Origin of the sequence: Actinomyces slackii, from assembly GCF_900637295.1 — a bacterium.
Classification (GTDB): domain Bacteria; phylum Actinomycetota; class Actinomycetes; order Actinomycetales; family Actinomycetaceae; genus Actinomyces; species Actinomyces slackii.
The window spans coordinates 26,479-40,930 of the sequence record NZ_LR134363.1 but is presented as its reverse complement, the minus strand read 5'-3'; the positions used below and the strand labels follow the sequence as shown (position 1 = coordinate 40,930).

At 72.6% G+C, this 14,452-nt stretch carries 14 protein-coding genes; 9 read left to right on the top strand and 5 right to left on the bottom strand.

The window, feature by feature from the left end; all coding sequences use genetic code 11:
- Positions 1 to 45: 45 nt before the first annotated feature.
- Positions 46 to 1,593 carry a M48 family metallopeptidase gene (locus EL266_RS00175; protein ID WP_084500872.1) on the bottom strand — a complete coding sequence of 516 codons (1,548 nt, stop codon included), beginning with the start codon at positions 1,591 to 1,593 and terminating at the stop codon, positions 46 to 48.
- 204 nt (positions 1,594 to 1,797) lie between these two features.
- On the opposite strand from EL266_RS00175, the gene EL266_RS00170 reads away from it, so the two are divergent.
- A complete protein-coding gene (locus EL266_RS00170; RefSeq protein ID WP_026427250.1) occupies positions 1,798 to 2,532 on the top strand; it encodes an aminoacyl-tRNA hydrolase in 735 nt (244 codons plus the stop codon).
- Positions 2,533 to 2,583: 51 nt separating this feature from the next.
- Here EL266_RS00170 and EL266_RS00165 read toward each other — a convergent pair whose 3' ends face one another.
- Together EL266_RS00165 and EL266_RS00160 are read right to left on the bottom strand one after the other, a co-directional pair.
- The gene (locus EL266_RS00165) at positions 2,584 to 3,147 is read right to left on the bottom strand and encodes a GtrA family protein (protein WP_034515032.1); all 564 of its coding nucleotides are present in this window, start codon (positions 3,145 to 3,147) and stop codon (positions 2,584 to 2,586) included.
- A 136-nt stretch (positions 3,148 to 3,283) separates the two neighbouring features.
- The gene (locus EL266_RS00160; RefSeq protein ID WP_026427251.1) at positions 3,284 to 3,910 is read right to left on the bottom strand and encodes an HAD-IA family hydrolase; all 627 of its coding nucleotides are present in this window, start codon (positions 3,908 to 3,910) and stop codon (positions 3,284 to 3,286) included.
- Positions 3,911 to 3,987: 77 nt separating this feature from the next.
- Between EL266_RS00160 and EL266_RS00155 the strand changes: the two genes are divergently transcribed.
- From EL266_RS00155 to EL266_RS00145, 3 genes are all read left to right on the top strand, one after another.
- Positions 3,988 to 5,331, top strand: a complete 1,344-nt coding sequence (locus EL266_RS00155; RefSeq protein ID WP_026427252.1) for a M18 family aminopeptidase — start codon at positions 3,988 to 3,990, stop codon at positions 5,329 to 5,331.
- A 2-nt stretch (positions 5,332 to 5,333) separates the two neighbouring features.
- Entirely contained in the window at positions 5,334 to 5,798 is a 465-nt protein-coding gene (locus EL266_RS00150; RefSeq protein ID WP_026427253.1) for a YchJ family protein, read from the top strand.
- A gap of 100 nt (positions 5,799 to 5,898) precedes the next feature.
- A complete protein-coding gene (locus EL266_RS00145) occupies positions 5,899 to 6,903 on the top strand; it encodes an IS481 family transposase (protein WP_126412010.1) in 1,005 nt (334 codons plus the stop codon).
- A 208-nt stretch (positions 6,904 to 7,111) separates the two neighbouring features.
- Here the strand turns inward: EL266_RS00145 and EL266_RS00140 are convergent, their stop codons facing one another.
- Positions 7,112 to 8,206: an oxidoreductase gene (locus tag EL266_RS00140; RefSeq protein ID WP_408608474.1), complete on the bottom strand. Its 1,095-nt coding sequence runs from the start codon at positions 8,204 to 8,206 to the stop codon at positions 7,112 to 7,114.
- Positions 8,207 to 8,303: 97 nt separating this feature from the next.
- On the opposite strand from EL266_RS00140, the gene EL266_RS00135 reads away from it, so the two are divergent.
- Both EL266_RS00135 and EL266_RS00130 read left to right on the top strand, forming a co-directional pair.
- Positions 8,304 to 9,290: a patatin-like phospholipase family protein gene (locus EL266_RS00135; protein ID WP_051281174.1), complete on the top strand. Its 987-nt coding sequence runs from the start codon at positions 8,304 to 8,306 to the stop codon at positions 9,288 to 9,290.
- A 128-nt stretch (positions 9,291 to 9,418) separates the two neighbouring features.
- The gene (locus EL266_RS00130; RefSeq protein ID WP_197719253.1) at positions 9,419 to 10,417 is read left to right on the top strand and encodes a VOC family protein; all 999 of its coding nucleotides are present in this window, start codon (positions 9,419 to 9,421) and stop codon (positions 10,415 to 10,417) included.
- A gap of 32 nt (positions 10,418 to 10,449) precedes the next feature.
- Here EL266_RS00130 and EL266_RS00125 read toward each other — a convergent pair whose 3' ends face one another.
- On the bottom strand, positions 10,450 to 10,992 hold the full coding sequence (locus EL266_RS00125; RefSeq protein WP_051281172.1) for an NUDIX domain-containing protein: 543 nt from the start codon (positions 10,990 to 10,992) through the stop codon (positions 10,450 to 10,452).
- Positions 10,993 to 11,065: 73 nt separating this feature from the next.
- Between EL266_RS00125 and EL266_RS00120 the strand changes: the two genes are divergently transcribed.
- From EL266_RS00120 to EL266_RS00110, 3 genes are all read left to right on the top strand, one after another.
- Complete coding sequence (locus EL266_RS00120; protein WP_026427027.1) at positions 11,066 to 12,109, top strand: alpha/beta fold hydrolase; 1,044 nt, start codon at positions 11,066 to 11,068, stop codon at positions 12,107 to 12,109.
- Between the two features lie 160 nt (positions 12,110 to 12,269).
- Entirely contained in the window at positions 12,270 to 12,884 is a 615-nt protein-coding gene (locus EL266_RS00115; protein WP_026427026.1) for a biotin transporter BioY, read from the top strand.
- Between the two features lie 78 nt (positions 12,885 to 12,962).
- A complete protein-coding gene (locus EL266_RS00110; RefSeq protein WP_051281170.1) occupies positions 12,963 to 14,057 on the top strand; it encodes an LLM class flavin-dependent oxidoreductase in 1,095 nt (364 codons plus the stop codon).
- Positions 14,058 to 14,452 lie beyond the last annotated feature (395 nt).

Below are 14,452 nucleotides of genomic sequence, written 5' to 3'. Positions count from 1 at the left end.
GGCCCGGCCCCACGACGCGCGGGGCCGGGCCAGCGGCAGGGGCTCTCAGCCCTGCCGGCCCTCCTGCTCGCCGTCCTGGGCCGGTGGCGCCGGGGCGGCAGGGTCGGCCTGATCGGCGGCCTGATCTGCGGCCTGGGGCGCGCAGTCCGGGGACGGTGCCGGCTGCTCGGCCCTGCTCGGGCTCGAGGGCTCGCCGTGCTGGCGCAGGCCGGATGGAGGGGTGGTCCCGCCGGTCGGGGTCGCGCCGGACTGGCTGAAGGAGACCATGTGCCCTCCGGGGGTGTAGCCATAGCCCGTGGTGGATGTGGGCTCGCTGGCCGCCGGCGATGCCAGGGCGGCCGGCCCCCGGGGAACCGGCACCGGACTGGCCCAGCGCAGGGTGTCGCGCGGCGTGGAGTACTCCACCCCCGGGTAGCGGCCGAACTGCTCCTCGGCCTGGACCTGCGGGCGGCAGGCGTCCATATGAGCCAGGACCTGGGCAGGGGTGGGCCAGATGGCGGAGAGCTCGTGGCCTGAGGGCTGGAAGGGCGGGAACCATGCGGCCGTGTCCCGCGGACGGATCATGAGCCGCCCGGGCGCGCTGCGATCGCGCAGGGCGTGCATGCGCCAGGTCAGCAAGGGGTGGGACGCCCCCCAGGCCGCCAGGTGCACCCACAGGCCCTTCTCCCGCACGGCGCGCTCGGCCAGGGCATGGGCGTTGACCTGGGCGCCCAGGTACTTCCCGCCGGCGAGCACCGCCATGGTCGCGGCCGCCCCCTTGGGCGCGGTGGCGAAGCCGTGGTTGTCCGCCGTGTACTCCTGGGCCCGGCTGAAGGCCTGGCCCAGCACAGGGATGTAGACGAGGATCTGGGACAGGAAGGAGCGCAGGTAGGAGGTGTGACCGGCGGCGATATGCCCCACCTCGTGACCGATGATGAAGCGCAGTGCCTCGGGGTCGCGCGCGGATCCCCCGACCTCGAACAGGTCGGAGTTGATCGTGACGAACCGGCGGAACCCATGGCCCGAGGCGAAGGCGTTGATACTCCCGTTGCCCAGCGCGACGTAGGCGTCGGGGACCCGGCGCAGGCCGAAGCTCTGGGCGGCCTCGACCACCATCCGGTAGCCCTCGGGGAACTGCGTGGGGCTCATCTGGACGGCATTGGCCCGCGCCCGCGCGTACAGCATGGCGCGCCCCACCCACACGAAGAAGGGCAGGACCGGCAGGATCGCGAGGAGCTCCATCCCGGTGGTGCCGGTGACCAACTCGTGGATCTTGGCCGGCATCGTGCCCGGCTCCACGGCGGGGCCCTGGCTCAGCCACACCAGCAGGACGATCCAGGTCAGGTAGATGAGCGCCGCCAGGACCGCCGCCACGATGAGCATCGGGATCTCCTTGGGGTGGCGCAGGGGGCGGATCCCCCAGACCCCGTGCGTGGTGGCGCCGTTGAGGGCGGTCGGGCGCAGGAGGGCCGCGGGGGCCTGCTGGGGAGCCGGGCCGCCAGCCGGGCCGCCATAGGGATTGGCAGGGGCGGGCGCAACAGCCTGGGGCTGAGGCCCTGGGGGCGGGGCTGGTGGACCAGCCGGGGGTGGGGAGGCGGGCGGGCTATCACTCATGGGCCGAGATCTTAGATGCCCACCGCCCACGGGAAGTGTCCTGCCCGCGGATGAGTCCGAGTTCCGGTCCCCATCCCGCAGGATGGGCCGGAGATAGGCAGGATACGAGGATCCGGGGCGTCATAGGCTCGGGGCGTGGAATCCGATCACGCTCCCGGCGACCCGCTCCAGGACCTGCCGGCCGACCATCCCGTGCCCTGGGCCATGCAGATCGCCGTGCGCTACGACAAGGTCCATCCCGCTCGGCGCGTCGACGTGGCCGAGGCCGCCGCCCGCGCCGTCGTCCAGCTCCTGGCCTCCCCGCAGGCCGCCCCGGGCGGGCCCTGGCACGAGGCCGTTGACCACTGGCGCGCGGGGCGCATCCGCAAGATCGTGCGCCGAGCCCGGGGCAAGCGCTGGGAGGAGGTCCAGGAGCTGGACGGGGTCACCGTGATCCAGGACGGCCCGCGCGGCTGGGGCCAGGCCGCCGCCCGGGCCCTGGTCCCCGGACCCGTCCGGCCCCTGCCCGCGGCGCTGGCCAAGACGCAGGTCGAGGGCACGCACTTCCCCGACGGCGCGGAGCCTCCCCCGTCCCCCGCGCGGGCCAGGGGCCCCCAGGGGGAGGCGAGCGGATTCGAGCTCGGAGCGGAGTCGATGTCGGCGGGCGCCCTGGTGACCGTCGAGGTCACGCCGCTCCATGAGATGACCTCGGGAAAGCTGGTGGCTCAGTGCGCCCATGCCGCCCAGCTGGCCTGGGAGCACCCGGATATGCCCGAGCAGCTGCGTGGTCAGTGGGCCGATCGGGGCTGCCGGGTGCGCGTCGTCCACCCGGAGCGCCGCCAGTGGGAGGAGGTGCGCCGCCCGGTGGAGGTCACGGACGCGGGCTTCACCGAGTTCGGCGGGCCCACCCGCACCACGCGGGCATGTTGGTCGTTCGCGCCCATCATCGCGCCGAGGTAGACATTTTCCGCCGAGGTAGACGCATTCGCCGTCGACCTCGGCGGAAAATGTCTACCTCGACGCAGGGGAGGCCGTGGAGGGCTCCGGGGTTCCCCGGAAGACCCAGATCTTCAGCAGCACGTAGAGGAAGACCCCCTCGCAGCAGGCCGACAGGAACCTCGCCAGCTCGGCATTCATGCCCATCCAGTGCAGGAAGGTGGACAGCCCCAGGATGAAGATGACGTACTGGGCTACCAGCCCGACGGCGTAGCGCGACCCCTGGGCCACCAGGTGCCCATGGGCCTGGAAGTTCAGCCATCGGTTCAGCAGCAGGGAGTAGAGGCCCGCGATCGCGTATCCGACGGTCACCGCGACGGGGTAGAGCCAGTGCAGCTTCTCGTAGAAGAACCACAGGAAGGCAATGTCCAGGAGGAAGGCCGAGCCGTTGATGATCGCATAGCCCACGAAGGTCACCGGCACCCTGCGCCGCAGCGGCCCCGGCAGCACCCGGTGGATCGCGTGGATGAGCCTGTGGAAACGGGCGGGTGCCAGGCGGGAGGCCGGCGCGGCCTGGCGGTCAGGGCTCTCAGGCAGCCTCGGGTCGAGACTGGAGACCTGCGCCGTCGTGCTTGCCATGGCCGTCCTCTCATGCACCTCGAATCCAGGGGTCAAGGGCGAGTCTTCCCCCACCGGCGCGGTTGGGCAAGTCCCCGAAGGGATGAGATGCAGCGCCCAGGGGGCTCCTCCCCACGAAGGAGGCGGGGCGGCCCGCTCAGGCCAGCGCCTCGATGATCTCCTTGCGCAGCAGCTCGCCCCCGGCGTCGGCCGGGTGGTGCACCGTGCGGATCCCCAGATCGCGGGCGGTGGAGACGTTGGCGGCGTTGTCATCGACGAACAGGGCCTCATCGGCCCTCACCCCCGCCAGCTCCAGGACCCGCAGGAAATAGGCCGGATCCGGCTTGGCCACCCCCAGCTCGCAGGAGTAGGCGCTCATATCGCACAGGCCGTCGTAGCCCACGACGCCGCGCATCCAGTCGCGCCGCTCGGGCTGCTGGTTGGTGGCCAGCACCGTGATGTAGTCGGCTGCGCGCAGATCACGGGCCACCTGCCAGGCCAGCGGGTCGGGCTCAGCGCGGTGCCACAGGGACAGGATCTCCTGGGCCGGGGTGGCCACCTCGAAGCGCTCGACCATGCGCTCAAGCAGCGCCATGAGGGACTCGCGCCCGGTCTGGGCATCCTCCTCCCCGTTCAGCAGGGCGTGGGCGAAGGCCTCGCCCCCCACCTGGGACAGGGCCTCAACCCACGGGGTGCCGATGATCTGCAGGACGCCGTCGGCATCCAGCAGGACGGCGCGGATAGGGCTGGCGCTGGCGGGCACAATGGGCTGGTCATCACTCACGGACCCATCCTGCCCCAATCCCCTGCCCGCCCGGGGAAGGGGCGTGGAGGGCATCGAGGACATGGAAGACTGGGGCCATGACGCACTCTGCGATGACCCCCGCTGCGCCGTCGGCCCCCGCCCCCCGGGCCGTCCTGCACGACCCGGATGCCTACACCGCCTCCCTCATCGAGTTCGTCATCGCCTCCCCCTCCTCCTACCACGCCGCCGCCCATGGCGCCGAGCGCCTCAGCGCCGCGGGCCTGACCCAGGTCCACGAGACCCAGGCCTGGGACGAGTCCCTGCCCCGTCGCGGCTGGGTGGTGCGCGACGGCGCCCTGGCCGCCTGGATCCTGCCCGAGACCCTCGGCCCCGCCGCGGGCATGCGGATCGTGGGCGCCCACACCGACTCCCCGGCCCTGAAGCTCAAGCCCGCCGCCGCCATCACCCGCGCCGGCTGGCAGCTCATCAACGCCGAGGTCTACGGCGGCCCCCTGCTCAACTCCTTCCTGGACCGCGAGCTCGGCCTGGCCGGCCGGCTGACCACCCGCGACGGCGCCACCCACCTGGTGCGCACCGGGCCCATCGCCCGAGTCGCCCAGGTCGCCCCGCACCTGGATCGCAGCGTCAACGACGGCCTGCGCCTGGACCGCCAGAGCGCCCTGCTGCCCCTGTGGTCCCTGGAGGCCCAGGACTCGGCCCCCGACGCCGTCGAGCACTACCTGTGCCAGGTCGCCGGCATCGACCCCGCCGACCTGGCCGGCCACGACATCCTCACCTTCCCCACCGAGGCCCCGGCGCGCTTCGGGCGCGATGGCGAGTTCCTGGCCTCCGCCCGTCTGGACAACCTCTCCTCCGTCCACGCCGCCCTGGTGGCCCTGGAGGCCATCGCCGCCGGCCCCGGCCCCCAGGACCCGGCGGTCATGGTGGCCTTCGATCATGAGGAGGTCGGCTCGGCCACCCGCTCGGGGGCGGCGGGGCCCTTCCTGGAGTCCATCCTGCGGCGCCTGGCCGGCGCCATGGGCCTTAGGGGCGACGGCGTGGAGGCCCTCATCGCCCGCTCCTGGTGCATCAGTGCCGACGCCGGGCACAGCGTCCACCCCGGCCAGCCCCACCTGCACGACCCCGCCGTCCAGCCCCTCATCAACGCCGGCCCTCTGCTGAAGATCAACGCCCAGCAGCGCTACGCCACCGACGCCGTGGGCGCTGCTCTGTGGGAGAGGGCCTGCCGGGCCGCAGGGGTGCCCCATCAGGACTTCGTGTCCAACAACACCGTCCCCTGCGGCTCGACCATCGGCCCCATCACGGCCACGCGCCTGGGGATCACGACGGTCGACGTCGGCCAGCCCCTGCTCGCCATGCACTCCCTGAGGGAGATGGCCGGGGTGAGCGACGGGCCCTGGCTGGCCCAGGCCCTGGCCGCCTACTGGCAGGGGGCCTGAGGATGGCCCGCCCCGATGGGGCCCGGCGCCCCCAGGACTCGCCGGTGCGCGCCGCCGGCGCCCAGCCCGCCGCCCCCTGCCCCTGTGGCAGCCCCTGCGCCTACCGGACGTGCTGCGAGCCCATCCATGACGGCGCCCCCGCCCCCAGCGCCGAGGCGCTCATGCGTTCGCGGTACTCGGCCTTCGTCCTCGGCGATGAGGACCACCTCTTCCGCAGCTGGCATCCGCGCACCCGCCCGCCGGGGCCCTACTGCCACCCGGGAACCCAGTGGCTGGGCCTGCGCATCGAGTCCACGGCGGGCGGCGGGCCCGGGGATGAGGAGGGCGAGGTGTCCTTCACCGCCCGCTATCGCACCGGGGACGGGCGCGGGGGCGTGGTCGAGGATGAGCTGGTCGAGCGCTCGCGATTCGTGCGCCGCGGCGGGCGCTGGGTCTACCTCGAGGCGCTCGACCACTCGGGCGTCTAGGTGTACTTCCTTGGGAGGTTGTGAACGGGGTGGGTGGTGAGTGAGGGCCTCCGGCAGGATGTGGGTTGTCAATGCTCGCATCACTGAACCGGAGGCCCTCATGGTCCACGCTAACTCGCCTTTGACGCCTGAGGGGCGTCGACGTCTCGCTGTTCTGGTCGTCGAGGAGGGCTGGCCGCTGCGGCGAGTCGCTGAGCGCCTACAGGTCAGCCCGGCCACCGTCAAGCGATGGGCCGATCGCTACCGGGCCGGCGAGGCGCTGATCGACCGCTCCAGTCGACCCTCCACCTCGCCGGGGCGCCTGCCCTCCAAGACCGAGCGGCGGATCATCGCTATGAGATTCACGCGCCGCTGGGGAGAGCACAGGATCGCCTATCACCTGAATCTGCACCGCTCCACAGTCGGGCGGGTCCTGTCGCGCTACCGCATGCCCCTACTGGCCCACATCGACCAGGCCACCGGGCTGCCTGTTCGCCGCCCGGCGCCGGCGCGCTACGAGAAGAAGCGCCCCGGGCAGCTGGTGCATCTCGACATCAAGAAGCTCGGCCGCATCCCACAAGGAGGCGGGTGGAGAGCCCACGGGCGCGGCTCGGCGGCCGACAAATCCTCAGGCCGGGCCCGCGACCGCGCCGCCAGGAAGGGCGCCAGCCCCTCACGCGGCTACCGCTACCTCCACCACGCCGTGGACGACTACTCCCGGGTGGCGTATTGCGAGATCCTCGACGATGAGCGCAAGGAGACCGTAACCGCCTTCTGGAGGCGCGCCAGCGCGTTCTTCGCGGACCTGGGGGTGGGTGTCAGCGCCGTGATGACCGATAACGGTGCCTGCTACCGCTCCGCAGCATTCAACCAACTGCTCCAGGACACCGGGATCAAGCACCGCTACACCCGCCCCTACCGCCCCCAGACCAACGGCAAGGTCGAGCGCTTCAACCGCACCCTGGCCACCGAGTGGGCCTACGCCAGGCCCTACACCAACGAGGCCGAGCGAGCCGCCGCCTACAACGACTGGCTCCACCACTACAATCACCACCGACCCCACACCGGCATCGGAGGCCAAACCCCATCACAACGCGTACACAACCTCACGGGGAAGTACATCTAGGCCCCTCCCCACTGGGCCGTCGGTGACCGTTTCGGAGGGGATTAAGCGTGGGAGCAGTCTGTCGTCCCTGCGGGATCGCAGGTCAGCGCATAGTTACTTCTCGCTACTGGAAGGTTGGGAAGGCGAATATCCTCCACAACGGTCGCCGCGGGTCCTCAGGGCCGGTCTTTGGGGCGGCGCGGGGCAGGGGCGAGCCCCGCTGACCCGCCTACCGCCAGGTGGCGCGCCAGTACTGGATGGGCCAGGGGGCCTCGTCCCAGGCCTTGGCGCCCAGGTCGGCCGCCCAGCGCAGCGGCAGGTAGGGGTCGCGCAGGGCGGCGCGGCCCACGGCGATCGCGTCGGCCTGTCCGGTGGCCAGGGCCTGCTCGGCCTGGGAGGCGTCCTCGATGAGCCCGACCCCCACCACCTGCGCGCCCCCGGCCACCGCCTGCCTGACCTGGGCGGCCAGGCCCAGCTGGTAGCCGGGGCCCACCGGGATGTCCGCCGGAACATTGCCGCCGCTGGAGATGTGCAGGACGTCGACGCCGGCGCCCACCAGCTCCTGGGCGAACTCGGCGGTCTCCTGGCCGCTGAGCCCCGCCTCGTCCCAGTCGGTGGCCGACAGCCGGATGTCCAGGACCGTGCCCTCACCGATCGCCTCGCGCACCGCCTCGACGACCCGCAACGGGAAGCGGCGCCGGCCCTGGGCGTCGCCCCCGTAGCCGTCACCGCGCCGGTTGGACAGCGGCGAGAGGAACTCATGGATGAGGTAGCCGTGGGCGCCGTGGAGCTCGATGACCTCATAGCCGGCCTCGACGGCGCGGCGGGCGGCCGCGGCAAAGGCCTCCACGAGGCGGTCGATGCCGGCGACGTCGAGCTCAGTGGGCACGGCGTGCCCAGGGAAGGCGACGGGGGAGGGGGCCCACAGCTCCCAGCCCTCCAGGGTGCCCTGCCTGGCCCCGGGGACCCTGGGCCGCATCGGGGGAGTCCCGGACTTGCGGCCGCCGTGGCCCAGCTGGATGCCGGGGATCGAGCCGCCGGCGCGAATGGCCTCGACCAGCCGGCGGTGCCCCTCGACCTGGGCGTCCTCCCACAGGCCCAGGTCCATGGGGGACAGGCGCCCCTCGGGGGTCACGGCCGTGGCCTCGACGATGATCGTGCCGAAGCCTCCCTGGGCGCGGGTGGCGTAGTGGACGGCGTGCCAGTCGGTGGGGACGCCATCGGCCGCCTCGACGCAGTACATGCACATGGGCGGCAGCCACAGGCGGTTGCGCGCGGTGATGCCGCGCATGGTCATGGGCTGAAGAATCCATGGGGTACTCATAGCTGTCACGCTACGCCTGCGGGTCGGGTGGCCACAGGCGATGTCCATGGTGCGACTGTTCGTATGCCAGCGGCGCAGACGGGAATATGGTGCTGGCATGTCCGGTGACCCCCAGCCCGCCCCTGACCGCGCCGAGTCCCCGGCGTCCCCGCCCGCCCCGGCCCGGCGCGTTCCGGCCAGCGACCCCGCCCATGAGCCGGCCCCCATCACCCACGGGCCCGACGACGTCGCCCTGGTCTTCGAGGGAGGCGGGATGCGCGGCGCCTACACCGCCGCGCTGGTGCGGGTCATGCTGGAGGCGGGGCTCTCCTTCCCCTGGGTGGGAGGGATCTCGGCAGGGGCCACCCACACCTGCAACTTCGTCTCGCGTGACACCTGGCGCGCCCGCGAGGCCTTCCTGGGCCTGACCACCGACCCGCTGGCCGGGGGGTGGGGAAGCTTCCTGAGGGGCCGGGGCTACTTCAACGCCGAGCACATCTACGAGCACACCTCCGCGCTGGATGAGTCCCTGCCCTTCGACTGGCCGACCTTCGCGGCCAGCGCCTCGACGGTGCGCATCGGGGCCTTCCGCTGCGACACCGGTGAGGAGGTCTACTGGGGCCTGGAGGACATGCCCACTCTGGCCCATCTGCTGCCCCGGGCGCGGGCCTCCTCCTCCATGCCGGTGCTCATGCCGATGGTTCACATCGACGGCGTGCCCTACATGGATGGGGCCGTGGGACCCACGGGCGGGTTCGCCATCGATGCCGCCATGGCGGACGGCTACGAGCGGATGCTGGTGGTCATGACCCGGCCCGAGGGCTATATCAAGCCCCCGGTGAGCCGGCCGCGGGCCTACGAGCAGCTCTTCCGCCGCTACCCGGAGCTGGCCCGCGGCGTGATCGCGCGGGCGGAGAACTACAACCGGAGCGTGACCGAGCTCGAGGCGATGCAGCGCCAGGGCCGCGCCTACCTGTTCCGCCCCGCGCGCATGACCATCGCCAATGGCGAGCTGCGCTACGACCGGATCGTCTCGGCCTTCGAGGCCGGTCTGGTCCAGGCCCGCGCCGAGCTGCCCGCCATCGAGGCCTTCCTGGCCGGCTGACACGGTCCGTCCCGCCGATCCGCCGGCGGTGGTCGGCACGGTAAGCAACGGTGTGCGCAGGCTCACGGACGGAAGCGGAAAGGCGCGCCACCCTCTGTTGTTGAAGGATCAACACGAAAGAGGGTTCCATGCTTGCTCAATCCGCCCAGAACGGAACGCGTCCCGCCCATCGCTCCGCCACCGGCGCCCCGGGTCCAGAGACTCGTCTGGCCGACGCCACCCACATGGGGGCCGTCGAGCTCCTGGTCAAGGACCGCCGCGCGCTGGAGGACTTCTACGTCCGCGGCGTGGGCCTGACCCCACTGGCCCTCCAGCCCGGCCGCACGATCCTGGGACTGGGGGACCGCCCCGTCGTCGTCCTGGTCGATGCCCCGGGACTGGAGCCCTCCGCCCGCGGCAGCGCCGGCCTGTTCCACACCGCCATCGTCTTCGACACGCCCGCCGAGCTGGCGGCCTCCCTGGTGCGCATGTGGGTGCGCCACCCCGAGCTCTTCGAGGGCCCCGGGGACCATCTGGTCTCCCAGGCCTTCTACTTCCACGACCCCGAGGGCAACGGCCTCGAGCTCTACTGGGACCGCCCCCGTCAGACCTGGGAGTGGATCGACGGGCGCGTGCGCATGGACACCCTGAGCATCGACCCCAACGCCTTCCTGGCCGAGCACCTGGGCGCCGAGGCCACCAGGGGCGCCATCGACCAGGCGCGCCAGGCCCTGAGTATCCCGGCCGGCCGGGAGGTCGACGCCGATGACGCGCTCGCCGTGCGCGGCCAGGTGGGCCACGTCCACCTCCAGGTCGGCGACGTCGAGGAGGCCCGCCGCTTCTACGTCGACGCCCTGGGCTTCGAGATCACCCATGAGTTGGGCTCCTCGGCCCTGTTCGTCTCGGCGGGCGGCTACCACCACCATATGGCCATGAACGTGTGGAACTCCCGCGGCGCGGGCCTGCGGGCCCCGGGGCTCGGGCTGGGGAGCGTCGACATCCTCGTGCCCACCGCCCGCGACCTGGCCGTTGCGGGGGAGCGGCTGCGGTCCCACGGCGTCGGCGTCGATGACGACGGCGCCCGCCTGCTCGTCGATGACCCCTGGGGCAACCGCCTGCGCCTGTCGGCGTCTCCCTCGCCGAAGTAGACCTTTTCCGCCGAGGTCGACGCATTCACCGTCTACCTCGGCGGAAAATGTCTACCTCGACGGCGGGGAAGGCGCGGGGACGGCGCACGGAAACCAAGGTCGATGATCGCCGGCATGCTCGCCCCGTCCAGGCTGGCGGCCAGCAGCTCCAGGACCCGGCGCTCATGGGGCGGCATGGGGCTGGGCAGGCTCTCCAGGTCGAACCACTCCAGGGCAGCGGTCTTGGCGGGCTCGCGAATCATGGGCTCGCCGGTCCAGCGGCGCAGGGCGAAGAAGAAGTCCACGCGCTGCTCCAGGGCCGCCCCTGCCGGCTCATTGCTGCGGTGCACCGTGGTCAGGGGCTCCAGATCCGCCAGGGCGGCCTCCACCCCGATCTCCTCGCGGGCCTCGCGCACCGCCGTCTCCAGGGCGCTCTCGCCGGGATCGACGTGCCCGGCGGCGCCGCAGGCCCAATGCCCGTCCATATAGCCCGTGCCCTGGCGCAGCTGGAGCAGAGCGCGAGCGCCCGGTCCCGGGGTGGGGGCGAGCAGGAGGACATAGGAGGCGGGGATCAGGGCGAGCGTATGCGCGGGCATGCCTCCACACTATGCGCCTGCCGCTGCTCCCCGCCCGCGCCGCGCGCCGGGTAGCCTCCTGCCAGGAGGTCCCATGATCAGCCAGACCAGCGAGATGCTCACCCCGGATGGCGCGCGACTGGCCATCCACTCCTGGATGCCCGACGGCGTCGCCCCCCTGGGCCTGCCGGCCGCCGCACCCGATCAGGCGGGGCGAGCCGCCCATGCCGACGAGCCGGTCCCAGGGGGCGCTGCCCTCGCTCCGAGCGCGCCGCCGGCCGGTGCTCGCCGCCCCCGCGCGGTGATCCAGATCGCCCACGGCATGGCCGAGCACGCCGCCCGCTACGGGCGCTTCGCGGCCGCAGCCGTGGCCGCCGGATACGCCGTGCACGCCGACGACCACCGGGGCCACGGCGCCAGCGTGGCCGCTCCCGACGGTCAGGGCTTCCTGGCCGAGGCCGACGGCTGGGAGCTGGTTCTGGGGGACATGTCCCAGCTGCTGGACCGCATCCAGGCGGCCTATCCGGGGGTTCCCGTCATCCTCATGGGGCATTCCTGGGGATCCTTCCTGGCCCGGGACCTGGCCACGCGCCGGGGCGAGGAGCTGGCCGGCCTGATCCTGCTGGGCGTGGGCGCCGGCCTGGGAACCCTGACCGCGCCGGGCATGGCCCTGGCCTCGGCCCAGTCCCGGCTGCGGGGCAAGCGCCACCCCTCCCGCATGCTCCACGCCCTGGCCTTCGAGCCCTACAACAGGCACTTCGCCCCCAGCCGCACCGAGGTGGACTGGCTGACCCGCGATGAGGAGGAGGTCGACCGCTACATCGCCGATCCGGGATGCGGCTTCGTCTCCACGGCGGGCTTCTTCCACGACATCCTGGCCGGCATCGCCTCGGTGAGCGCCCCGGAGCACGCCGCCGCCACGCCCCGGGGACTGCCGATCCTGCTGGCCTGCGGCGACCAGGACCCGGTTGGTGCCATGGGCAAGGGCGCGCGCCGCGTGGCCACGACCTACCGGCGCGCCGGAGTTAGGGAGGTGGCCCTGACCCTCTACCCCGGCGCCCGCCACGAGCTGCTCAACGAGACCAACCGCGAGGAGGTCACCGCCGACCTGCTGTCGTGGATCGGCGCGCATGTGTGAGTGATCGCCCACCCTGCCCATCCCGCCCGCGATCCCGCGGCCAGGGCGGCGCGCGAGCCGCCCCATGACCGAGGATTTGTAGGATTCGCACAAACTGGCCTGGCGCTTCTCGGAAGGCCTCCCTGTGACCTCAAGGACTCCGTGCGCATAGAGTTGTGGCATGACGACGAAGCGACACACCTCCTCCGCCGCAGACAGCGCCACCGTCTCCACTCGCGCAGCAGCGCTGAGCCCCGCCCGCTCCGTGGCTCGCGAGGTCGGCCTCATCCTCGCCGGCACCGCCGCCCTGGTCCTGATCGGCCAGCTGGCCGTCCCCCTTCCCTTCACCCCCGTGCCCGTGACCCTGGGAACCTTCGCCGCCCTGGGCGTGGGCGCCACCCTGGGCTCGCGCCGCGGTACGGCCTCAGCCCTGCTCCTGGCGGGCCTGGCGGCCGCGAACGTCCCGGTCCTGGCCGGCTGGAGTGCGGGGGTGGGGGCCTCATTCGGCTACGTGCTGGGCTACGCGCCGGCCGCCGCCATCGCCGGCCTGGCGGCGCGCCCCTGGGGCCGGGGGCAGCGCCTGGACGCTGCGAGCGTCGCGCGCACCCTCGGCCTCATGCTGGCCGCATCCGCGGCCGTCTACATCCCCGGACTGATCTGGCTCAAGGTGGCGACCGGCGTCGACTGGTCAACCGCCCTGGTTCTGGGGATGCTGCCCTTCCTGGTGGGCGACACCCTGAAGTCCCTGGCGATGACGGGCCTGGCGCCCCTGCGCAGCCTGCGCGCCCAGAGCTGAGGGGCGCGATCCGCCACTGACCGCACCGACCGGCCCGGCCGCCGCGCTATCGCGGCAGCCGGGCACTACAGTGATGTCATGACTGCCCTCCAGGCCTCCCTCGGTGGTGCGGCCCTGTCCGTGCTGGACATGGTCCCGGTCAGCGCCGGGCGCACCCGCGCCGACGCACTGGATGAGATGGTGGCCCTGGCCCGCGCGGTTGAGGCAGCCGGCTACACCCGCTACTGGCTGGCCGAGCATCACGGCTCCACCACCTACCTGGCCTCGGCCACCACCGTGCTCATGGGGCAGGTGCTGGCCTCCACCCGGCGCATCGGCGTGGCCTCGGGCGGGATCATGCTGCCCAACCACGCCCCCCTGGTCATCGCCGAGCAGGTGGGCACCCTGGCCACCCTCCATCCCGGGCGCGTGGACCTGGGCCTGGGGCGCGCCCCGGGCACTGACCGCCTGACCGCCGCCGCCCTCAGGCGGCGCAGCGGCGAGCCCCGTGCCTTCGCCGAGGAGATCCTGGAGACCCTGGCCTACCTGGGCGCGGTGCCCCAGGAGCCCGATGGCGGGATGCCCGGCTCCCTGCTGGTGGGCGGCTCCGAGGTCGAGACCGCCAGGACGCCGACGCCCCGGCGGGTGTGCGCCATCCCCGGAGAGGGCACCGGGCCGACGACGTGGGTCCTGGGCTCCTCGGTCAACGGCGCCCGGGTGGCCGGGAGCCTGGGGATGCCCTTCGCCGTCGCCTCGCATTTCGCTCCTGCCCAGGCGGAGGCGGCCATCGCCACCTACCGCTCCGTCTTCGACGCCCAGGCCCCCACCAGCGCCGAGGGCCGCCCCCGGATCGCGGCCGCGGTCAATGCCATGGTGGCCCCCGATGCCGAGGAGGCCCGCGGCCTGTTCACCACGGCGATGGCGGCCGCGGCCCGGATCATCGGCGGGCACCCCGGCCCCCTGGACCCTCCGGCGGCGGATCCGGATTCCTGGCGGTCCCTGGCCCCCGGGCGAGAGGAGGCGGTGGAGGCGGCCATGGCGCTGTCCTTCGTCGGGGAGCCGCAGTCCGTGGCCGATCGGCTGCGAGACCTGGCCGCACGCTGGGATCTCGATGAGGTGCTCGTGGTCACTCACGCCCACGACGCCGCCGCTCGACGCCGCTCCTACGAGCTCCTGGCAGCCGCCTGGATCTAGTGCGCGGATCGGGAACTGATGCGGTGTGGTGATTGATTATTACATCAGGGTTGCGTGACGATGCTACGATTCGCCGGTTCTCTCCATCCACCGAGAGATCCCGAAGCGGGCAGTGATGCCCCGCGAAGTACATTGGAGGTATCCCATGCCTGAACTGCCCAGTTATGCCGTGTCCCGCCGTCATTTCGGAATGGGCGGGGCCGCCATCGCCGCGGTGCTGCTCGCATCGGCGTGCTCCGGAGGATCCAACACCCAGTCCACGAGCTCATCGGGCGGGCAGGGCAAGTCGGGCGACGGGACCCTCACGCTGGCCTACAACTCCGACGGCCCGCACAAGCCCTGGGTCGAGGCCGTGTGCAACTCGATCTCCAAACACCCTGGGCATCACCGTCGAG